The sequence below is a fragment of the Bradyrhizobium sp. AUGA SZCCT0105 genome, assembly GCF_018129565.1.
GTDB lineage: Bacteria > Pseudomonadota > Alphaproteobacteria > Rhizobiales > Xanthobacteraceae > Bradyrhizobium.
Map to the genome: position 1 here is coordinate 103,480 of NZ_JAFCMK010000015.1, position 20,789 is coordinate 124,268.

At 65.2% G+C, this 20,789-nt stretch carries 20 protein-coding genes and 1 pseudogene; 8 read left to right on the forward strand and 13 right to left on the reverse strand.

The features are described from left to right. Positions 1 to 57: 57 nt before the first annotated feature. Both JQ573_RS37460 and JQ573_RS37465 read left to right on the forward strand, forming a co-directional pair. Entirely contained in the window at positions 58 to 444 is a 387-nt protein-coding gene (locus JQ573_RS37460) for a DUF983 domain-containing protein (protein ID WP_212319923.1), read from the forward strand. Further along, positions 441 to 1,274: an SURF1 family protein gene (locus JQ573_RS37465; protein WP_249132709.1), complete on the forward strand. Its 834-nt coding sequence runs from the start codon at positions 441 to 443 to the stop codon at positions 1,272 to 1,274. Before JQ573_RS37460 ends, JQ573_RS37465 begins: the two co-directional genes overlap by 4 nt. 2 nt (positions 1,275 to 1,276) lie before the next feature. Here the strand turns inward: JQ573_RS37465 and JQ573_RS37470 are convergent, their stop codons facing one another. Genes JQ573_RS37470 through JQ573_RS37485 form a run of 4 tightly spaced genes read right to left on the reverse strand, consistent with a single transcriptional unit; the run spans position 1,277 to position 6,862 of the window. Continuing rightward, positions 1,277 to 1,933, reverse strand: a complete 657-nt coding sequence (locus JQ573_RS37470) for a hypothetical protein (protein ID WP_212319925.1) — start codon at positions 1,931 to 1,933, stop codon at positions 1,277 to 1,279. Positions 1,934 to 1,953: 20 nt separating this feature from the next. After that, a complete protein-coding gene (locus JQ573_RS37475; RefSeq protein ID WP_212319927.1) occupies positions 1,954 to 5,073 on the reverse strand; it encodes an efflux RND transporter permease subunit in 3,120 nt (1,039 codons plus the stop codon). After that, entirely contained in the window at positions 5,070 to 6,269 is a 1,200-nt protein-coding gene (locus tag JQ573_RS37480) for an efflux RND transporter periplasmic adaptor subunit (protein WP_212319929.1), read from the reverse strand. The genes JQ573_RS37475 and JQ573_RS37480 overlap by 4 nt, the downstream gene beginning before the upstream one ends. Further along, entirely contained in the window at positions 6,266 to 6,862 is a 597-nt protein-coding gene (locus tag JQ573_RS37485) for a hypothetical protein (RefSeq protein ID WP_249132710.1), read from the reverse strand. Before JQ573_RS37485 ends, JQ573_RS37480 begins: the two co-directional genes overlap by 4 nt. 80 nt (positions 6,863 to 6,942) lie before the next feature. Here JQ573_RS37485 and JQ573_RS37490 point away from each other — a divergent pair, with 80 nt between their 5' ends. After that, positions 6,943 to 7,842 carry a LysR family transcriptional regulator gene (locus tag JQ573_RS37490; RefSeq protein ID WP_212319931.1) on the forward strand — a complete coding sequence of 300 codons (900 nt, stop codon included), beginning with the start codon at positions 6,943 to 6,945 and terminating at the stop codon, positions 7,840 to 7,842. Positions 7,843 to 7,921: 79 nt separating this feature from the next. On the opposite strand, the gene JQ573_RS37495 is transcribed toward JQ573_RS37490, so the two are convergent. Both JQ573_RS37495 and JQ573_RS37500 read right to left on the reverse strand, forming a co-directional pair. Beyond that, positions 7,922 to 9,526 carry a DHA2 family efflux MFS transporter permease subunit gene (locus tag JQ573_RS37495; protein WP_212319933.1) on the reverse strand — a complete coding sequence of 535 codons (1,605 nt, stop codon included), beginning with the start codon at positions 9,524 to 9,526 and terminating at the stop codon, positions 7,922 to 7,924. Beyond that, positions 9,526 to 10,803 (reverse strand): HlyD family secretion protein, encoded by a 1,278-nt coding sequence (locus JQ573_RS37500; protein WP_409334624.1) that lies wholly within the window; start codon positions 10,801 to 10,803, stop codon positions 9,526 to 9,528. The genes JQ573_RS37495 and JQ573_RS37500 overlap by 1 nt, the downstream gene beginning before the upstream one ends. 204 nt (positions 10,804 to 11,007) lie before the next feature. Here JQ573_RS37500 and JQ573_RS37505 point away from each other — a divergent pair, with 204 nt between their 5' ends. Together JQ573_RS37505 and JQ573_RS37510 are read left to right on the forward strand one after the other, a co-directional pair. Beyond that, positions 11,008 to 11,733, forward strand: coding sequence for a TetR/AcrR family transcriptional regulator (locus tag JQ573_RS37505; RefSeq protein WP_212319935.1), 726 nt, complete (start codon positions 11,008 to 11,010; stop codon positions 11,731 to 11,733). A gap of 268 nt (positions 11,734 to 12,001) precedes the next feature. Continuing rightward, entirely contained in the window at positions 12,002 to 12,751 is a 750-nt protein-coding gene (locus JQ573_RS37510) for an outer membrane beta-barrel protein (protein WP_312011738.1), read from the forward strand. Positions 12,752 to 12,781: 30 nt separating this feature from the next. Here JQ573_RS37510 and JQ573_RS37515 read toward each other — a convergent pair whose 3' ends face one another. The 7 genes from JQ573_RS37515 to JQ573_RS37545 all read right to left on the reverse strand — a co-directional run bounded on the left by JQ573_RS37515 (position 12,782) and on the right by JQ573_RS37545 (position 17,917). Next, positions 12,782 to 13,498: a dihydrofolate reductase family protein gene (locus tag JQ573_RS37515; RefSeq protein ID WP_212319939.1), complete on the reverse strand. Its 717-nt coding sequence runs from the start codon at positions 13,496 to 13,498 to the stop codon at positions 12,782 to 12,784. A 157-nt stretch (positions 13,499 to 13,655) separates the two neighbouring features. Further along, positions 13,656 to 14,252: a superoxide dismutase gene (locus tag JQ573_RS37520; protein WP_212319969.1), complete on the reverse strand. Its 597-nt coding sequence runs from the start codon at positions 14,250 to 14,252 to the stop codon at positions 13,656 to 13,658. Positions 14,253 to 14,434: 182 nt separating this feature from the next. Next, complete coding sequence (locus JQ573_RS37525) at positions 14,435 to 14,770, reverse strand: copper-binding protein (RefSeq protein ID WP_249132712.1); 336 nt, start codon at positions 14,768 to 14,770, stop codon at positions 14,435 to 14,437. A gap of 44 nt (positions 14,771 to 14,814) precedes the next feature. Continuing rightward, positions 14,815 to 15,048 (reverse strand): PepSY domain-containing protein, encoded by a 234-nt coding sequence (locus JQ573_RS37530; RefSeq protein WP_212319941.1) that lies wholly within the window; start codon positions 15,046 to 15,048, stop codon positions 14,815 to 14,817. Positions 15,049 to 15,106: 58 nt separating this feature from the next. Then, positions 15,107 to 16,498, reverse strand: coding sequence for a chromate efflux transporter (chrA, locus tag JQ573_RS37535; protein WP_212319943.1), 1,392 nt, complete (start codon positions 16,496 to 16,498; stop codon positions 15,107 to 15,109). Beyond that, on the reverse strand, positions 16,495 to 17,313 hold the full coding sequence (locus JQ573_RS37540) for a sulfurtransferase/chromate resistance protein (protein WP_212319945.1): 819 nt from the start codon (positions 17,311 to 17,313) through the stop codon (positions 16,495 to 16,497). Before JQ573_RS37540 ends, chrA begins: the two co-directional genes overlap by 4 nt. Before the next feature lie 247 nt (positions 17,314 to 17,560). After that, positions 17,561 to 17,917, reverse strand: a complete 357-nt coding sequence (locus tag JQ573_RS37545) for a hypothetical protein (protein WP_212319946.1) — start codon at positions 17,915 to 17,917, stop codon at positions 17,561 to 17,563. Between the two features lie 182 nt (positions 17,918 to 18,099). On the opposite strand from JQ573_RS37545, the gene JQ573_RS37550 reads away from it, so the two are divergent. From JQ573_RS37550 to JQ573_RS37560, 3 genes and pseudogenes are all read left to right on the forward strand, one after another. After that, entirely contained in the window at positions 18,100 to 18,378 is a 279-nt protein-coding gene (locus JQ573_RS37550) for a metal/formaldehyde-sensitive transcriptional repressor (RefSeq protein ID WP_194461113.1), read from the forward strand. Positions 18,379 to 18,383: 5 nt separating this feature from the next. Then, on the forward strand, positions 18,384 to 19,469 hold the full coding sequence (locus tag JQ573_RS37555; RefSeq protein ID WP_212319948.1) for a nickel/cobalt efflux transporter: 1,086 nt from the start codon (positions 18,384 to 18,386) through the stop codon (positions 19,467 to 19,469). Positions 19,470 to 19,610: 141 nt separating this feature from the next. After that, positions 19,611 to 20,654, forward strand: a pseudogene (locus JQ573_RS37560) (Cj0069 family protein); the annotation flags it as partial. Positions 20,655 to 20,789: the final 135 nt, after the last annotated feature.

Consider the following 20,789-nt stretch of genomic DNA (forward strand, 5'->3'; position numbering starts at 1 on the left):
TGACGTGCTAAGAGGGGGCGGCCTGATGGCCGCCCCCTTTGCTTTTGAAGAGAACCGATGACGGACACCCCGCCCACTGTGACCGAAAGCGCGCTGCGCGGCATCGCCTGCCGCTGTCCGCGCTGCGGCAAGGGCAAGCTCTATTCCGGCTTCCTGACACTGGCGCCGCGCTGCCAGGCCTGTGGCCTCGACTTCGCCTTCATCGATGCCGGCGACGGGCCGGCGGTCTTCATCATCATGCTGGCCGGCGCCATCGTGGTCGCGGCGGCGCTGATCGTCGAGGTGAAGTACCAGCCGCCGTTCTGGGTGCATGCGGCGTTGTGGCTGCCGTTGATCGTGGTCACCACGATCCTGCCGCTGCGTTCGATGAAGGCGCTTCTGATCGCGCTGCAATTCCACCACAAGGCCGCCGAAGGCCAGTTGATCGAGCGCGACCCGGAATGAATGACACGACGAACAAGGCGTTTTCCAGCGAAGTGGATACAGGTTCGCGCCAAGAAAACGCGTCGAAAGGTTCTACTCGGCCGAGCGCGGCCGGCTTCGGCATTTTCACGCTGATCCTGATCGCGGTGTTCATCGCTCTCGGCGTCTGGCAGTTGCAGCGCAGGGTCGAGAAGCATGCGCTGGTCGCCGCACTCGACGAGCGGCTGGCCGCCCCGACCGAGGCGCTGCCGCCGCCGTCGGCGTGGCCCACGCTGACCTCGGCGAGGGACGAATTCCGCCGCGTCACCCTGACCGCGACCTACGCGAAGCAGCCGGACGCGATGGTCTTCAGCTCCGGCTCCGCGGTGCGCGACGACGTTTCGGGGCCCGGCACCTGGGCGTTCCTGCCGGCCAAGCTCGCCAGCGGCGAGACCGTCGTGATCAACACCGGCTTTGTCCAGAACACGATGCAGGACCGCGCTTTCGAGGATCGCGTCACAGGCCGCCTCGTCACCGGCGCGCCGGTTGAGCTGACCGGCTACATCCGCTTTCCCGAGCCGCCGGGCCGGCTGACGCCGAAGGAAGATCTGCCGAAGCGGCTGTGGTTCGTGCGCGATCATCGCGCGATGGCGCAGACGCTCGGCTGGGGCAAAGATGGAGCTCAAATCGCGCCGTTCTATATCGACCTCGAGGGGCCGGTGCCCGACAGCGGCACGCCGAAGCCCGGACCGCTCAAGGTGCGGCTCAAGGACGACCACATGCAGTACGCCATCACCTGGTTCTCGCTGGCCGCCGCGGTCACGATCGCCTTCGGCCTGTGGTGGCGCGGCCGGCGCCGCCGGGCGGCTTGAGGTCAGGTCGAGAGCGCGTGGCCGGCTCCGATCAGGCGGATCAGCATGTCGCCCCATAGCGCGCCGAGAATCCCGGTCAGCACGAACGCGGTCCAGAACAGCGCGGGACGCCCGATCCGCGCCCATCGGGCCGCGGCCACCGCCGGCAGGCCGATCGCGACGGCCAGCAGCACGATCGACGAGCCGGTCTGGCCGGGGTCCACTACCCAGTCGGCCAACGAACTGGCGAATGCCTCCGCCAGCATCGCGACGATCCAGAACGGAGCCTGGTCGCGGACCGAGCCGACGCAGAGAAATCCCGTTGCTCCCGCCACCCGGGCCCAAACGATCAGGGCGAGCGCGAACAGCGCCGCCAGCTGAACGGAGGCGACAAGATCGCCGATCCCGAGCGACCGGTCCGCCATATGGGCCAATGCCGCGCTGAGGACCAGGACGCCGACCAGCACCGGCCAGAAGGCGATCCGACCGGCACGATCGCGCGCGTACAGGACCCCGATCGACACCACGCCGGCCGCGGCCAGGACGTGGCTGCCCTTGCCCGCGACCGCATGGCCTCCGATTTCGCCCAGCGCTGCGGCAAAGGTCCGGATCGCCCAGAAGCGGAACGCGGCCTCGCGAACTGCGCTGGTCCCTCGCATCCCTACATGACGCATGTCCATGCGCGTCTCCCCGGCAGCGTTCAGGTCGACAATGTCGGATGTGCCGCAGGCTCACCCGAACGGCCGCGGCGCATGCGGTTGATCCACTGGGTCAAGCCATCGAGATAGATGTACACGACCGGCGTCGTGAACAGCGTCATCAGCTGCGAGACGATCAGCCCGCCGACGATGGCAAAGCCGAGCGGCTGACGCAGCTCCGATCCGGTGCCGGTGCCGATCATCAGCGGGACGCCGCCGAGCATCGCGCACATCGTCGTCATCAGGATCGGGCGGAAGCGCGCCTTGCAGGCCATGTAGACCGACTGCTCGGCAGGGAGATGCTGGTGGCGCTCGGCCTCCAGCGCGAAATCGATCAGCATGATGCCGTTCTTCTGCACGATGCCGATCAGCAGGATGATGCCGACCAGCCCGATCACGTCGAGCCCGAAGCCGAACGCCCACAGCGCGAGCAGTGCGCCGAGCCCGGCGGACGGCAGGGTCGAGAGGATCGTGATCGGATGGATCGTGCTCTCATAGAGCATGCCGAGGATCAGATAGACGGCGACCACCGCGGCAAGGATCAGGATCGGCGTCGACGCGAGCGCCGCCTGGAACGCCTGCGCATTGCCCTGGAAGCTGGTGATCACGGTCGACGGCACGTGCAGGTCGGCGGTCGCCTTCTGGACCGCCGCGACCGCGGTTCCCACCGCTGTGCCCGGCGCCAGATTGAAGCTCAGCGTGACCGACGGAAACTGGCTCTGGTGGTTCACCGAGAGCGGCGCGGTGCCGTAATCGATGCTCGCGATCTGGCTCAAGGGCACCATCGTCCCCGCGGACGAGCGGACGTAGATGCGGTTGAGCGCATAGGGGCCGAGCTGGAACGACGGATCGACCTCGAGGATCACGTAATAGGTGTTGAGTGTCGTGAACAGCTGGGCGACGTGACGCTGGCCGAATGAATCATAGAGCGTGTTGTCCACCGCGGCCGGATCGATGCCGAGGCGGGAGGCCGCGTCTCGGTCGATCTGCAGCTTGAGCTGGCGCGCGGCGTTGGCTTGGTCGGTCGCGACGTCGGCCAGTTCCGGCAACGTCTTCAGCTTCTGATACAGCTTGCCGGCCCACAAATTGAGCTCGTCCTGGTTCACGTCGGTGAGGGTGAACTGATACTGCGTCTTGGACAGGCGGCTGGCGAGATTGATGTCCTGCGTCGCCTGCATGAACACCGACATCCCCTTGATCTTCTGCAGCGCGGTGTCGAGCTGCCGGATCACCTGGTCGGCGGATGCATTGCGCTCGTTGCGCGGCTTCAACAGCAGGAACAGGCGGCCGTTGTTCTCGGTCACGGTCGGGCCGCCCGGTCCGATATAGCCGGTCGCATTGGCAACCGAGGGATTCTTGGCGATGACGTCGATGACACTGCGTTGCAGCGTCGCCATCTGCGCCGGCGAGATGTCCGCCGAGGCCTCGGTGATGCCGGTGATCATGCCGGTGTCCTGCTGGGGAAAGAAGCCCTTGGGGATGCTCACGAACAGCAGGCCGGTCACCACGACGCTTGCCAGCATGACCGACAGGGTCGTGGCCTTGTAGCGCAACGCCCTGGCAAGCACCGCCTCGTAGGCCGCCTGGATCGCGACGAAGCCGCGTTCCAGCGTGCGCGACACTGCGCCGGCATTGGCGCCCTGGTGCGGCGACAGCAGATAGGCGCACATCATCGGCGTCAGGGTCACCGAGACGATCACCGACACCACGATGGCAACGCAGACCGTGACGGCGAATTCCTGGAACATGCGGCCGATCACCCCGCCCATCAGCAGCAGCGGAATGAACACCGCGATCAGCGAGACCGAGATCGAGATGATGGTGAAGCCGATCTCGCCGGCGCCCTTCAGGGCGGCCTGCATTGGAGAGAGACCTTCCTCGATATGCCGCGAGATGTTCTCGATCATCACGATGGCATCGTCGACGACGAAACCGACCGCGATCGACAGGCCCATCAGCGACAGATTGTCGAGGCTGTAGTTGAGCAGATACATCACGCCGAAAGTGCCGATCAGCGAGATCGGGACCGAGACCGCGGGGATGATGGTCGCCCACAGATTGCGCAGGAACAGGAAGATCACGCCGACCACCAGCGCAATGGTCAGCACCAAAGTGAGCTGAACGTCGGCGACGCTGGCGCGGATGGTCTGGGTGCGGTCGGAGGCGATCTGGACCTTGATGTCGGACGGCAGGCTCGCCACCAGCTGCGGCAGCAGCTTCTTGATGCCGTCGACCGTGCTGATCACGTTGGCGCCGGGCTGGCGCTGGATCGCGAGGATGATCGCGGGCTTGTCGTTGTACCAGCCATGCAGCGTGATGTCCTCGGCCGCCACCACGGCATGCCCGATATCGCGCAGGCGGACCGGCGCGCCGTTGCGATAGGCGATGATCAGATCGTCATACTTGCTCGCGACCAGCACCTGGTCGTTGGTGGCGAGCGTATAGGCCTGCTGGCTGCCGTAGAGCACGCCCTTGGGCTGGTTCACGGTGATGTTGCCGAGCGTGGTGCGCAATTGCTCGAGATCGAGCCCCGCGGCGGCGAGCTTGGCCGGATTGACCTGCACCCGGATCGAGGGCTTTTGCATACCGCCGATGGTGACGAGCGAGACGCCCGGCACCTGCGACAATTTCTGTGCCAAAATGCTGTCGGCATAGTCGTCGACCTTGGTCAGCGGCTCGGTGTCCGACATCAGCGCGATCAGCAGCACCGGCACGTCGGCCGGGTTGACCTTGTGGAAGGTCGGGGGCGACGGCATGGTCTTGGGCAATTGCCCCGATGCCGCATCGATCGCGGTCTGCACGTCCTGCGCGGCCGCATCGACGCTGCGGTTCAGCGCGAATTGCAGCGTGATCTGGGTGTTGCCGAGCCCGCTGCTCGAGCTCATGCCGGTGAGGCCTGCGATCTGGCCGAATTGCCGCTCCAGCGGTGTCGCGACTGAGGAGGCCATGGTCTGCGGATCGGCGCCGGGCAATTGCGCGGTGACCTGGATGGTCGGGGTATCCACCGTCGGCAGCGCCGAGACCGGCAGGCGCACGAAGGCGATCATGCCGACCAGCACGATGGCGATGGCCAGAAAGGCGGTGGCGACGGGCTTGCGGATAAAACCTGCGGAGATGTTCATGGCAGCATGCCTGCGCTTGCGGTGGTTGCGTCCTGGACCTGGTCTTTCTTGTCATCGGGCACGATCTCGACCGTCGTCCCCGGATTGAGCCGGTACTGGCCCGCGGTGACCACGGTCTCGTTCGCCGCGAGGCCCTGCTCGATCAGGATCTGCCCGTCGCGCGATTGGCCGGTGGTGACATTGCGGATGCTGACGACGTTGTTCGCGCCAACCACATAGGCGAAGCCGCCGTCCGGTCCCTGGCGCACCGCCGTCAGCGGCACGGTGAGCGCGTCGTGGCGGACGGCGATCGTCAGGTGGACGTTGACGAAGGTGCCGGGCCACAGCGTGTTGCCGACATTGGGAAAGGACGCCTTCAGCTGCACTGTACCGGTCGTGCTGTCGACCTGGTTGTTGAGCAGCATCAGGCTGCCGTGGTCGAGCTTGCGCTTGTTCTGTGCATCATAGACCTCGACCGAGGCGTCTCCGGACGCCAGCGCCTGCCGCACGCCCGGGATCTCGCCGGACGGCAGTGTGAAGATCACCGCGATCGGCTGCAGCTGGGTGAGGACCACGAGCCCGTTGGTGTCGGTCGGGTGCACGATGTTGCCGGGATCGATGCGGCGGATGCCGGTGACGCCGTCGAACGGTGCGGTGATCGTGGCGAAGCTCAGCTGGGTTTGCGCGGCTTCCAGCGCGGCCTTGTCGAGCGCGACGGTGCCTTCGCCCTGCGTGACCTGCGAGTCCTGGGTGTCGAGCAGTTGCTGGGTCGCAAAGCCGCGATTGGCGAGCGGCTGGGTTCGCGCCAAATTGGTCCTAGCGTTCTTCAGGCTCGCCTCGTCGCGCGCCAGCGCGGCCTCGGCCTGGTCGACCTGGGCCTCGTAGACCCGCGGGTCGATCTTGGCGAGCACATCGCCGCGCTTCACCTGCTTGCCCTCGACGAAATCGACGCTGTCGAGCGTGCCCTGCACCTGGGTGCGTATGGTGGCGGTGTTGATCGGCGTCACCGTGCCCAGTCCCTCCAGCACGATCGGCACATCATGCTGCAGGACCTTCGCCGCCGTCACCGGAACGACGGGTGTGGCCGCGGCGGACTGCGTCGCCGCTGCTGCATGGTCCGCTGCATCGTCCGGCCGATGCACGACATAAGCGCCGGCGCCGATTGCGGCGGCGGCCACCAGGCCCGCGCAAGCGATCTTGAAGGCTTTGGATATCATAGGTCACCAGCTCCATCGGTTGTCCGGCGGCCGATCGTTGCGACCAGCTCTAGGACAAAGGTTTCAGTTGCGCTCGCGGCGGCCGCTTCCGTTCCGCGGCCGGCGGTCAAATCGAGGTGGATGATGCGTGCGTCGAGATCGGCGGCGCGCAACGCGCCGATCAGGCTGCCTTGCGGCGCATCGTCGTTGCGATGAACGACGAGCCGGATCGCGGTCACCGTCGGCACGATGTGAAACGGCAGTGCGTCGGAGGCGACGTCGATCGCGACAATGCCGCCGCAGGGCAGCTCGCCCCGCAGCGCCAGTTCGAGCATGCGCCGCGCGACCGATCCCTCGCCGATCAGGATCAGCTGCCGCGGGATCATGTCGACGCGATCGAGCGCGGCGGCGACGCCGCTCAGGATGCCGGCATAGCTGGTTTCGCGAAGGTCGATCGGCAGCCACGTCGCCAGCGGCGTCAGCCGGCGCCAGCGCGTGAAGGTTTCCGGCATGGCGATGGACGCGGCATCGGGGGCGACCAGGACGCCGACCAGCACGCCCGTGGTGGCGCGACGGGGTCGGGCTGCGATTGCGCTGTGCGGGCTTTCGGACATACCCGGAAGCTGGGCTCTAGCCCGATATTATTCAAATGAATTGTCTTTATCCACCAATTCAGATCATGCATGATGACGGCATGCGGATGCGCAATCTCGATCTCAATCTGCTCTTGGTGTTCGACGCCGTCATGCGCGAGCGCAGCGTGGTGCGCGCGGCCGGCGCGCTTGCCATCAGCCAGCCCGCCGTGAGCCACGCGCTGAACCGGCTGCGTCATGCGCTGAAAGACCAGCTGTTCGTCCGCACGCCGTCCGGCATGCTGCCGACGCCGCGGGCGGAAGCGTTGGCGCTGCCGGTTCGCAAGGCGCTCAACGAGCTGCAACTCGCGGTCGAGGGGGATCGTTTCGATCCGGCGCAGGCGGAACGGCGCTTCACCATTGCCGTCAATAATTATGCCGCGGTGGTCGCGGCCGGCTCGATCATCGCGGCGGTGCGCGCGCAGGCGCCGAAAGTGCGGCTGACGCTGGTGCCGAGCGGGACGCTCAATCTCGCCGACAGGCTCGATCGCGCCGAGCTCGATCTTGCGATCTCCGCCCGCGCGCTGGAGGGCGAGCGGTTTGCCGCCTGCCGATTGATCGAGGACCGCTTTGTCGCCGTGCTGCGGGCCGGTCATCCGGCGTTGCGCAAGAAGCTGACCGGCGAGACGCTGGTCGAGCTGCCGCACCTTGCGATCACCTCCAGCGGCGAAGATCTGGATTTTATCGATGCCTGGCTGCGGGCCCGCAAGGCGAGCCGCACTATTGCGTCAGATGTGCCGTATCTATCCGCAGGCTCGGTCCTGGTGCAATCGAACATGGTGGCGATCCTCGGGCGCAAGCTCGCGCTCGAATTCCGCCGCGCCTATCCGATCGAGATGCGGGAGCTGCCGTTCGATGCATCGAAGCTGCAGAGCATCATGAGCTGGCACCGCCGCTTCGACGATCTGCCGGCGCACCGCTGGCTGCGGGACACGATCATTGCCGCTACGCGCGGGATCTGATCTGCGTCGAAACGATCTCGAATCAATACGCCCGCGCCGATCTGCGGCGCGGGCGTATCGCGGTTGACCTCTGCACTCGTCAGTGGCCGACGGGGGCGGGGCCGCCGAGCTTGACCTTGCGCAAGGTCAGCGCCAGCGGGATCGCCGACAGCGAGATCAGCATCAGGACCCAGAACGCGTCCATGTAGGACAGGAACGAGGCCTGGGTCTGCACCTGTTGCCCGATCCACTGGATCGCCTGTTGATGCGCCTGCGCCAGTGAATTGCCCTGGGCGACGAAGAAATCGGTGACCTGGTGCAGCGTGTCCTGGTATTGCGGGCTCGACGGTGTCACCTGCTCGACCAGCCGGCTCTGATGGAATTGCTGGCGATGCGTCAGCACGTTGGAGACGATCGAGACGCCGATCGAGCCGCCGGTGTTGCGCGCCGCGTTGATCAGCGCGGAGGCCTGGTCGGTCTTGTCGGGCGGAATGCCGTCATAGGACGCAGCCATGATCGGCACGAAGATCAAGGGCAGGCCGACGCCGATCAGCATGCGCGAGCGCGCCATGAACCAGAAGCCGAGATCGGCATACACGTTGGTCATGCTGTACATCGAGGCGGCGATCACCAGTGCGCCGGCGACGATCAAATATTTCGGCTGCACCTTGGCGGCGAGCCGGCCGACCGCGAACATCATCACCATGGTGACCACGCCGCCGGGCGAGAGCACAAGGCCGGCCCAGGTCGCGGTGTAGCCGAAATCCTGCTGCACCAGCTGCGGCAGGAACTGGGTGGTCGCAAGCAGGATGGCGCCGGTCGCCAGCATCACCAGGAAGCAGGCGCCGAACTGCCGGGTCGCGACCATGCGCAGGTCGATCATCGGATTGCGGCGGGTCATCTCCCACGGGATCATCAGCACGAACGCCGTGGCGCTGATCGCCGCAAAGGTGATGATGAAGGGCGAGCCGAACCAGTCGTCCTCGAGGCCGCGGTCGAGCGTCACCTCGAGCGCGCCGAGGAAGGTCGCGACCAGCGCGAAGCCGATGAAGTCGAAGCTGTTGTTCTGCGGCTGCGCGGCCTTCTGCGCTCCTTTGGCCTTCGCGGGCTCCTGCAGCACCGCTGCGATCAGCGCGATCGCGAACACGCCGACCGGGGCGTTGATCAGGAAGCACCAGTGCCAGGACAGATTGTCGGACAGCCAGCCGCCGAGCGTCGGGCCGACCACCGGCGCCACCACCACGGCGATGCCGAACACCGCAAACGCCTGGCCGCGCTTGGCCGGCGGGAACGCGTCGGCGAGGATCGACTGCGCCACCGGCACCATGCCGCCGCCGCCGAGGCCCTGCAGGATGCGGAACAGCAGCAGCGCGTTCAGATTGGGCGCGAAGCCGCACAGCACCGAACTCACCGTGAAGATGCCGAGGCAGATCAGGAAGAAGGTCTTACGGCCGAGCATGCGGGCAAGAAAGCCGGAGACGGTCAGGATGATGGCGTTGGACACCAGATAGGTCGTGACCACCCAGGACGCCTCGTCCTCGCTCACGCCCATGCCGCCCGCGATGTAGGGCAGCGCGACGTTGGCGATGGTGGTGTCGAGCACCTCCATGAAGCTCGCGAGCGCAACCACGATGGCGATCAGCCAGGGATTGACGGCAACGCTCGGAGCCGGGATGCCTTTGGCGTCGATTGCGGCCGCGCTCATTACAGCCTCCCAAAATTCAACTTCTCAAGACGCTCGAGCAGCGACGGCGTCGGATTGATCCGCACCGTCGGGACGACAGACATGCCCGGGCCGAGCGCGACGTCGGTCGGCGGATTGTCCATCACGATCTTCACCGGCACGCGCTGCACGATCTTGACGTAGTTGCCGGTGGCGTTCTGCGCCGGCAGCAGCGAGAACGCAGTCCCCGATCCCGGCTGCACACTTTCGACATGGCCGTTGATCGTACGGCCCGGATAAGCGTCGATCTTCAGTGTCACCTTCTCGCCCGGACGCATCTGGTCGAGCTGGATCTCCTTGAAGTTCGCGGTGACCCAGGTCTGGTCGGGTACGAACATCGTCAGGTTGGTGCCGGCCTGCGCGAACTGGCCGACCGCCGCCGACAGGTTGACGACGCGGCCCGGCTGCGCCGCGGTCACGGTGGTGTAGGACAGATTGAGCTCTGCCTGGTCGCGCTGCGCCTCGGCCTGGGCAAGGGTTGCGACCGCGCTCTTGCGCTGCGCCTTCAGCGATTCCACCTGGCGCTGCGCGAGGTTGAGCGTCGCTTGCGCGCTCAGCAGAGACGCCTGCTGCTGATGCAGTTGCGAGGTGTACTGCTCGGAATTCTGCACCGTGCCGTAGCCGGTCTGCTCCAGATGCTGATAGCGCGTCGCCTGCTGCTGGGCGAAGGTCAGCGCCGCCTGGGCCTGGTCCACCTGGGCCTGGTTGGCTGCGATCTGCGCCTGTTGCACGTCGAGCTGCGCATCGACATTCTGGATGCTGGCCTGGGCGGCCGCGACCTGCGCCGCGGCCTGCGCCAGCGCGACGCGATAGTCGCGGTCGTCGATGCGCGCGATCACGTCGCCGGTGGCGATGTGCTGGTTGTCGGTGACCGGAACCGCAGTGATGTAGCCGGAGACTTTTGGCGCGAGCGCGAACTGCCGCGTCGCGATGAAGGCGTCGTCGGTGGATTCGAAATGCCCGGTATAGTCCATGTAGAGGGTGCCGCCGCCGAGCGTAGCGGCGAGCAGCACGGCGCCGATCGCGGAGACCACCGGACGGCGACGCAGGAAGCCGCGCCGCTGTGGGGCGACTTCCGGCGGGACTGTTTCGGGCGGGGCGGGTTCCTTGCTTGCGGGGCGCTCCTGCGCGGGAGCCCGCGCGGTGACCTCCGGCCGCTCGGATGTGACGTTGGGCTCGTGTGAGGCCGGCGCCGAGGGCGAACCCTCGATGCTCTCGTGCCCTCCTTGGTCGCGCTCCAAAACAGTGTCTTCGAACATGATGGCTGCTCCTGCTGTCGGGCGAGGTCTGCATGGCCTTCGCAAAAGGGAACGGTACCGTTCCGTTCTGTGCGGCAAATAGTCTCGTGGCAGCGCAGCGTCAATAGAAACGGAACTGTATCGTTCTATTTACAACTAGATGTGATAGGGCTATATTGCCTGATGTTGCCGGCCGGACCGGCCCATGGAACCCGGGGAAGACTGATGACCACCAGTACCCTGAAGATGCCGCGGGCGCCCAAGACGAGGACGGCGACCGGGCCGGCCGAGGTGCGCGCGGGCCGGCCGCCAAAGGAATTGGCCGGCGAGGTCGATGAGCGCATCCTCGATGCCGCACGCAAGGTCTTCCTGCAGCGCGGCTTCGAAGGCGCCAGCATCGACGAGATCGCCGAGGCCGCGCGCTCCGGCAAGCGCACCATCTATGCGCGCTTCCGCGACAAGCGCGCGCTGTTCACCGAGGTGGTGACGCGGGACATCCTGTCACGCATCGCGGAGTTCAAGGCGGACGCGCCGCTCGGCGCGACGGTGGAGGAGCGCCTCACCAGCGTCGCCTCGACCCTGTTGCATTGGGGCCTCGACGCCGACCGGATCGGCCTGATGCGGCTTGCGATCGCGGAGGCGCATCGCTTCCCGGATCTCGCCGCCACCGTCAACCGCAGGGCGCGCGCGCTCGCCACCGAGCTCGGCGTTCACCTGCTGCGCGACCTGACGCAATCCGACGAGCTCGGCAAGCTGCCGGCCTTCGCGCCGGAGCACCTGTCGACCACGGCGCGCCTGTTCCTCGACATCATCGCGGTGCCGATGCTGCTCCGGGCCCTGTACGAAGTCGACTTGAAGGCGCTCGATCCCGAGCTCGATGAGCACGTCGCGCGCGGCGTCGCGTTCTTCGTCGCAGCATGCAGGAGCGGCTATCGGTTCGGCGTCGATTGATTCCGGCCGGTCCGCTCAACCGGTTGTGAGTGTTGTCAGTTGCAACTTGGCCACAGATCGCGGAAAAGAATAAAATTCGAGTGAGACATGCTGTCGCATTCCCTCCTCTCATGGCAGAGACGTGCGTCGCTGGCTTGGCCAGCGCAAGGGGAATGGAAGTGCGTCGTTTTGCAATCGTTGGGACTAGCCTGCTCTTGATCACTGGGTTTGCAGGCGCGGCATCAGCCGCTGACTTGCCGGAGCGTAGCTGGCCAAGGCTCCGCCATTGGTGGCTCCAGCGTTCAACTGGTCCGGATTCTACGCCGGCGTGAATGTGGGCGGCGGCTGGTACGATGGTGGGAATATCACGACCGGCAGCAATGTCACCTCGCTCGTCGCCCCCGACAACATCGTCCGTATCCCCGTCTCGAACAACAACCAGTCGGGTGCTACCGCTGGTGGATTGCTCGGATACAATTATCAGTTGGACAGGATCATCCTCGGGGTGGAAGCTGATTTCAACTCCGCCGACCTGAAGTCCTCCCGGGGTGGAAGCACCACCGCCGTTTTCGATGTCGGTCGTTTTGGTGGTCGAGGCGGGGGCGGCGGGCGATTTACCACCGTGACCGGAAACTACAATTTTCAAACCGCCAGCAAGATCGATTGGTTCGGCACCGTGCGGGGCCGCATCGGCTTTGTGCCGGCCGAGCGCCTGCTGATCTACGGGACAGGCGGTCTGGCCTATGGCGAGGTGAAGACCCATATCGCCAATTCGGAAGTTTTTTCGAATGGCGTTTCGCGGCTCTGGCTTGGCGACACCTCCGATGTCCGCGTCGGTTGGACCGTCGGTGGCGGCCTCGAATATGCCTTCACCAACAACTGGACGCTGCGCGGCGAATATCTCTATGTCGATCTCGGTAGCAGCGGCGCTACGGCGACATTCCAGGGCACGGATCCGCTGCAGAGCCAGATCCGCTACAACGCAAGCCGCGAGAACAGGTTCAGCGTTGCTCACGCCGCATTGAGCTACAAGTTCTGACACGGCTTGAGCAAAGCGCGCTCGGATCGCTCAGCCCGGCGCGCGCTCCACGGCGTGGCGCAGCCAGACCATGCCGCCTTCCAGCGTCTCGCAGTGGGTGAGTCGGAGCGACTGTCCGGCGCCGGGGCGGTCGCCTTCCGGGCCGTGATAGTCGACGATGCTCTGCGATCCCGCGACGCCGTCGACCGCCGGATGGATCAACGTGCTGAACTCGTCGATCAGTCCCTGCTTGAGGAACGCGCCATTGATCCCGCCGCCGCCTTCGAGCAGCAGCGTCTTGGCGCCGAACAGCGCCGCGAGCTGCGTCATCGCGCTCGCCAGATCGTCGCCCTTGCGGCCTGCGAAGATGTAGGACGCGCCGTCCTCGCGCAGCTCGGCGAGATGGCTGTCCGAGACCTGTTCGCCGAGCACCGCGACGGCGTGATCGCCGCCGACATTGTCCTTGCCGAAATGCACGCGGCCCGACGGATCGATGCCGACAGCCAGCTTGCGGCCGTCGTGGTTGCCGAGATGCGCCTCGCGCGGCAGCTTGGGCGCATTGGCGAACTGCCGCTCCGTCCCCTTGGCCATCTCGTTCATGGTGACGCGACCGATGATCCATCCATCGGCATTGAAGCCGTCATGGATCCTCTCATAGTGGGAGCGCAGCACGTCAGCCGGGATATCGGCGGCGGGCCTGGTGAAGCGGCTGGGATGCAGCCGGCCGTCGATCGACGTGCCCATGTGGCAGATGATGTGGGGTCGCATAGACTAACTCTTCGGTAGAGCGGCGCGGTGACCGCGCCCGGGGGAGGGGCGAGCTCTGATCTAGAATGGCGGGGGCGCGTTCTCAATGCCGATAACGCAGCAGTGTTTGGCAACATGCCCGCCGAATGGAACCAGCAGCGCCGCTCCACGTGTCTCCTTACGTTTCCTTCGCGTATTGCTCGTAAAGCCGGGCTGCATTGTCCCAGCGAATGGCCTCCATGTAGACGTCGACATAGCGTGCCGCGGCGGCACCGAAGTCCATATGATAGGCGTGCTCATACATGTCGAGCACCAGGACCGGACGGCCGCCGGCCAGCGTCGTCGTATGATCCGCGGCCCATTGATTGACCAGCCGCTTGTCGCGGGGCGAGTAGGCGAGGATCACCCACCCCGAACCGCCACCTTCTGCCTTGCCCATCGCTGCGAATTCCGTCCGCCAGCGCTCCATGCTGCCGAAGTCGCGCGTAATCGCCTCGGCGAGTGCTCCGTTCGGTTTGCCGGCGCCGCCGAGTCCATCGAAATAGACTTCATGCAGGATCATCGAGTTCGCGGCGATCAGCTCCTCGCGCTTCAGACCGTTGATCACAAAGTTCGGCGCCTTGGCGAAGTCGAGTTCGGCAAGCTGCGTGCCGATGGCATTCAGCCGCTTCACCGCACCGGCGTAATTGTTCTCGTAGTGGCTGACGAGAATCTTCTCCGAGATGCCGCTAATCGATTTTGGGTCGAACGACATCGGTTTTGCCTGATAGGACATGGCCCTGGTTCCTGTCTGCTGGTTGGTTTCGGCAGCGGCTTGGTTGGCGCCCGGCACGACTGCCGATGCGGTGGCCGCGCCGACCGCTGTGATGAAGTTTCGGCGCTCGGTGTTGATGGTCATGGGTCCTCCTGATGTTGAGCAATGCCGGTACGTTTGGATCCAAGGCGCAAAGTTTCGCGCTATTCCTTCGTGAGCCCGACGATGGTCCGGAATCCCGAGATGTCCTGCACCGAGAACGCGACGGGGTCGCCGAAACGGACGGCGTTGAAGAGCAGGCCGTCCTGAACCTTGAACGGTTCGGTCCTGTCCGGTGCGAGGCGTATCCTGATCGTGTCGCTGCGTTCGTCGATGCTGTCGACGACGCCGCGCAGGGTCTCGGTCGCCGGCGGCTGGACCGCCGCCGTCGCGGCCAGTGCGGCGACGGCTTCCTGTTGCTCGCTGCCGTCGGTCGGCGTCGCGAGAGCCATTGCGGGCCAAAGCAGGGCCACGCACAGGGCCAAAGTTGATCTGGGCATGATCGTTCCTCGTTCAGTTCGATTGTGGTGATTTCGCCAGGACCTCAGTCCTGCTCCTTGATCTGACCGCTGCTGTCGATCACGAGCCGCATGGGCTTGCCGTTCTTCATCGCCTTCGCCGTGATGCCCTCGGCCGTCGACTTGACGTCGCTGATGTTCCCGTAGCCGGCGGCTTGAAGCTTCGCGACAAGCTCGTCCTGCGTCAGGGCGTTGGCGGGCATCGCGCCGGCCGCGATCGCAAGCGCGAGGATCAAATGCGAGAGGGTTGCTTTCTGCATGGTCGTTCTCCTGGTTGTGTCGGGCTGCCCCAGGTTTATCGAGATGGCGTCGCTTGGTTCAGATCACGCCTGCCAGGCGCAACAGCACGCCTGCGGTGCAGGATGCGGCGAGGACGCTGAGCATCCCCACATTGAAACGGAAGATCGCAATCGCTGCAGCGATGGACAGCGCAAGCGCAGGCCAGTCGACGCTAGCAGGCACCGGCGCGTCGAACGACAGGCCGAGCCCGTGCACCGGGAAGGTCTGCCGGAACAGCGTATGCAGCGCGAACCAGATCGACAGGTTGAGGATCACGCCGACCACGGCCGCGGTGATCGCCGAAAGCGCGCCCGCCAGCACCTTGTTGCCGCGCAGCGCTTCGATGTAGGGCGCGCCGACGAAGATCCACAGGAAGCACGGTGTGAACGTCACCCATGTCGCCAGCAACCCGCCGAGCGTGGCAGCTAGCATCGGCGACAGGCCGCTTGCCTCGCGGAACGCGGCCATGAAGCCCACGAACTGAACCACCATGATGAGCGGGCCGGGCGTGGTCTCGGCCATGCCGAGGCCGTCCAGCATCTCGCGCGGACTGACCCAGTGATAATATTCGGCGGCCTGCTGGGCGACATAGGCGAGCACGGCGTAGGCCCCGCCGAACGTCACCAACGCCATCTTGCTGAAGAAGATTGCGATCTGGGTGAACACGTCGCCGGGCCCCAGGGCAACGAGCAACGCGAACACCGGAACCAGCCAGAGCGCGAGCCAGACGGCGCCGACCCGCAAGGTGCGGGAGGCATTGGGACGGACATGATCAGGCACCTCTTCGCCCAGCATGCTGTCGATCACGGCAGAATTTTTCCCGCCATGTTCGACGGCGGCAAATTCGCTCCGGCCCAGGCGTGCGCCGATCAGTCCTGTGACGGCGGCAGCGCCGATGATCAACGGAAACGGCACGGCGAAGAAGAAGATCGCGACAAAGGCGATGGCCGCGAGTGCGATCATCACCCGGTTGCGCAGCGCGCGTTTGCCGACCCGCACGACAGCCTGGATGACAATGGCAAGCACCGCGGCCTTCAGGCCGAAGAACAGGGCCTCCACAAACCCCACATTGCCGTACGCGGCGTAGACATAGCTGAGGCCCATGATGGCGAAGATGCCGGGCAGGATGAACAATCCGCCCGCCACGATGCCCCCAAGCGTCCGGTGCAGCAACCAACCGATATAGGTCGCAAGCTGCTGCGCTTCCGGTCCCGGCAGCAACATGCAATAGTTGAGGGCGTGCAGGAAACGCCCTTCCGATATCCAGTTCTTCTCCTCGACCAGAATGCGATGCATCACCGCGATCTGGCCGGCCGGTCCGCCGAAGCTCAGGATCGCGACACGCATCCAGACGAGCAGCGCCTCGTGAAATGAGATGCCGTGCGCGTGCTCCTGTCCGCGCGCCCTTGATGTTGTTGCGACGTCCGTCATGGCTTCACCTTGCTGGTCGGCCAGTTGTGCGTCTCCCGCGTCGCGTCGCGGCACCAGCGATAGAAGGCGTCGTAGAGCAGCATGCCGGCGCTCAGTTGTTCGAGGTCGTCGTCGAACATGCGCGACAGGCCGAGCGAAGCGGCGAGCAGCCCCGGTGCCTCTGGCGAAAGATCGAGCCGCGCGGTATCCGCGGCCCGCACCATCGTCGCGAGCCGCTCCAGTGCAGGCGTCGACAGGCCGAACTCCCTGACCATCACGTCGAAGGTGCAGAGCTCGCCGCGATGGCTCCAGAACACGTTCTCGATGTCGAATGGCGTGGCGTCGAAACGTTCGGCGACGGCCTCGACTTCCGCCGACGTGACGAACAGGAACACGGCCGCGGGATCGACAAAGCGGCGGATCAGCCACGGACAGGCGATGCGATCGATCTTCGGCCGCGATCGCGTCACCCAGACGGTGCGGCCGCGCCCGTCGCGTTTCGGAATCCTGTCGACAGGAACAGTCGGAAGCTCCGCGGCCTTCCACGCGAGGTGGCCGCCCTCGAGAACTTCGGCAGCAATGTTGCCGCACCGGAGCCAGGCGGCGGTGCCTTCGCTGAGCTTCTGTCCCTTCTGGCAGATCACGACCACGGACTGGCCGGAAAGGCGGGAAGCCCAGTCCTGGACATCGAGATGGGAGTGCCTGATGGCGCCAGGGATCAAGCGCGGATCGGCGGCGAAATCCTCATCGAGGCGAACGTCGACGAGCGTCGGCGCTTTGGCGGTGCCGATGAGACGAGACAGTTTTTCGGATGAGATCGATGTGTATGATGACATGGTGCGTCCTTGGTGAACAGGACGCGATTCTTGGGCATGTCGCCTCGCGGGGAGATCGCACATCCCCGTGCCCCGGAATTAAGACCTTGTGTTGATCGATGTCAACCGAAGTGCGCCCGCGGTCACCGGCGAAACGTCCAGGTCACTGTCACGAACAGTTCACCTGCGCGGTTTTGGAACAATGTTCCGACCGCGATGCAAGACTCAGACGGTCAGGGTCGCTGCGATCTATCAGGGTCGCTGCGATCTAGAAGCCGCAATCCCTGAATTGCTTTGCGCCGACGTGAAATCGCGAGCCTTGCTCGACGAAGTCCACGTCCAGGCACTGGTTGCCCCGACGGAACGCGCCGATGCCGTTGCATCGGAGATACTCGAGGTTTATCCGCCAGCGTTTTTCACGCGGCGAGTAGGTCGCGAAGTCGTGTTGGGCGCTGGCTGGTCCTCTGCAAATCCCTGCGATGTATTGCCGGACTTCGGACGGCAAACTGTCGATGTGATCGGAATTCCAGGGGCCGTCATTATGCCCGATGCTGCTCTTGGACACGGCCGGCAGCTCGCTCGAAAGCAGGATCGGGAGAGCCAACATCAGGATGTGGACTTTCACGCGACGCCTCCCTTGCCAGTTGTTTCGTGACCCTTGTTCCTGGATTGACCGGATTCAATGCCGTCGGCGCCGCGATGTAAAGCGCGGGCCAGGCAACCCAGCGTGGGCGCGGCCGCGCCCGCGCACCCCACCGGGTCCCGAAGCGGGTTGACCAATATAGGGTACCCCCCTATATTATAGCCATGTCGCATACCATCAAGCACAAGTCCAAGCTCGTCGGCCGGGTTCGCCGCATCAAGGGTCAGCTCGAGGCCGTCGAGCGGGCGCTGGAGTCCGAGATCGGCTGTGCCGACGTGTTGATGCTGGTGGCCTCGGTTCGTGGCGCCATCAACGGCCTCACCGCGGAACTGCTCGAGGATCACATCCGCCATCACGTGGTGGATCCGGCCCGGGAAAAGGATCCCGAGAGAGCGCAGGGCGCGGCCGACCTGATCGACGTCGTTCGTACCTATTTGAAGTGAAGCACATGACCGATCTGTCCCAGCTGCTCCAGCAGAGCAGCGCGCATGCATGGCTGTTCATCCCCAGTGCGATCGTGCTCGGCGCGCTGCATGGCCTCGAGCCCGGCCACTCCAAGACGATGATGGCGGCCTTCATCGTCGCGATCCGCGGCACGGTGGTGCAGGCGGTTCTGCTCGGCCTGTCGGCGACGATCTCGCACACGGCCATCGTCTGGATCATCGCGCTGGCGGGGCTGCATTTCGGCCAGCAATGGTCCGGCGAACGCAGCGAAGCCTGGCTGCAACTGGCCTCGGCGGCGATCATCATTTCGATCGCAGCCTGGATGGCCTGGCGCACCTGGTGCGAGCAGAATTCGGAACACGACCATCACCACGATCATGACCATGATCACCATCATCACGACGGAACGCGCCAATTGACCCTGGCCGGGCAATCGCTGTCGCTCGAAGTCTTCGAGGACGGCGTGCCGCCGCGCTGGCGGCTGCGAAGCGAGGCCGGGGCGCTTCCGGCAGCCGGCGAGGTCGATGTCGTGACGATCCGCGCTGACGGCAGCGAACAGCAGTTCCGCTTCGCCGCGCGGGACGGCTATCTGGAAAGCATCGACGAAATTCCGGAGCCGCATGCCTTCAAGGCCCGCGTGTCGGTCCGCGCGGACAGTGCGGAAGTCCTGTTCGAGGAGCATGACCATGCGCATATGGAGCTCGGCGACGCGGACGATGCGCATGCGCGCGCGCACGCCGCCGACATCCGCAAGCGCTTTGCCGGACGGACCGTCACGACGTGGCAGATCATTCTGTTCGGCCTGACCGGCGGACTCATTCCGTGTCCGGCGGCGATCACCGTGCTGCTGCTCTGCCTTCAGCTCAAGCAGTTCAGCCTCGGCTTCGTGCTGGTGCTCTGCTTCGGCATCGGGCTTGCGATCACCATGGTCTCGGTCGGTGTCGCGGCGGCGCTCAGTCTGCGTCATGTCGAGCGTCATTGGGGCGGCTTCAGCCGCTTTGCCCAACGCGCGCCCTACGTGTCGGCTGCGCTGATCGTGCTGGTCGGCCTCTACACGGGCTGGCTGGGGTTGCACGGGATCACGGCCTGATCTCGGATCATGATATGATCCCACTTCCATCTTGAAACCTGCGCGAGGTGGTCTAGAGTTCCTGCCAAGGGGACAAGGCAGACTCCCCGTGAGACCTCGGTCCAAGCTCTGCGCGACACTCAACCGTCGTGGAGCTTTCATATGGACACCGAACCACACACGTCCCGTCGTTCCAAAATCGCCATCCTGTGGCGTGGCGATGCCGCGTCGCGCCGGGAGGCGACCCCACAAAACAGCCGTTTCGTTCGCGTCTTCGACGCGCTTGCCGCTTTCGGCATCGACGCTTTTCCCGTCGTCTATGACGAGGCCGTCGCCGATCTCGTCCGCGACCAATTGCTGACCGCGGACGGCGTTCTCGTCTGGGTCGATCCGATCCATCAGGGCAAGACCCGCGCTGTGCTCGATCCGCTGCTGCGCGAGGTCGCGGCGAAAGGACCGTGGGTCAGCGCGCATCCCGAAATCATCCTCAAGATGGGCGTCAAGGACGTGCTCTTCCGGACATGTCATCTGGGCTGGGGCGCCGACACGCATCGCTACGCCACTGTGGACGCCTTCCGTGCCGAATTCCCGTCGCGCCTTCGCGCGGCCGGGCCGCGCGTGCTCAAGCAGAACCGCGGCAATGGCGGGCAGGGCGTCTGGAAGGTGGAGGCGTTGCCGAATGCGGACGCGACCGTCCGCGTGCTGCACGCGCTGCGCGGCAGCCAGCCCGAGCAGATGCCGCTGGACGCGTTCATGGCGCGCTGCGAGCCGTATTTCGGTTGGGGCGGCTGCATCATCGATCAGGCATTCCAGCCGCGGCTGCCCGAGGGCATGATCCGTTGCTATGTGAGCGGATCGAAGGTCGCGGGCTTCGGACACCAGCTGATCAAGGCCCTGATCCCGCCGCCGCCGGAAGGCCCGGATTCACCGCAAGCTCAACCCGGACCGCGCATCATGCACGGTCCTGATGCCGCTCAATTCCAGACGCTGCGGCGGCTGATGGAAGACGAATGGATTCCGGGGTTGATGGCAGCGCTGGCGATCGATGCAGCGTCGCTACCGGTGATCTGGGATGCGGACTTCCTCTACGGTCCGCGCGATGCTGTTGGCGCCGACACCTATGTGCTCTGCGAGATCAATGCGAGCTCGTGCTTTGCGATACCGGATGAAGCGCCGGCGGCGATTGCACGGACGGTCATGTCGCGAGAATGCGGTTGTATGACTCACAAGCCGCGCCACGACACTCACCGTCGTCCCGGCGAAGGCCGGCAACTGTTATGTTGGTTTGGTCTGCAGGTACGGCTTCCGGTCTCGCATCATGGCATTGAGGACCGTGAGCAG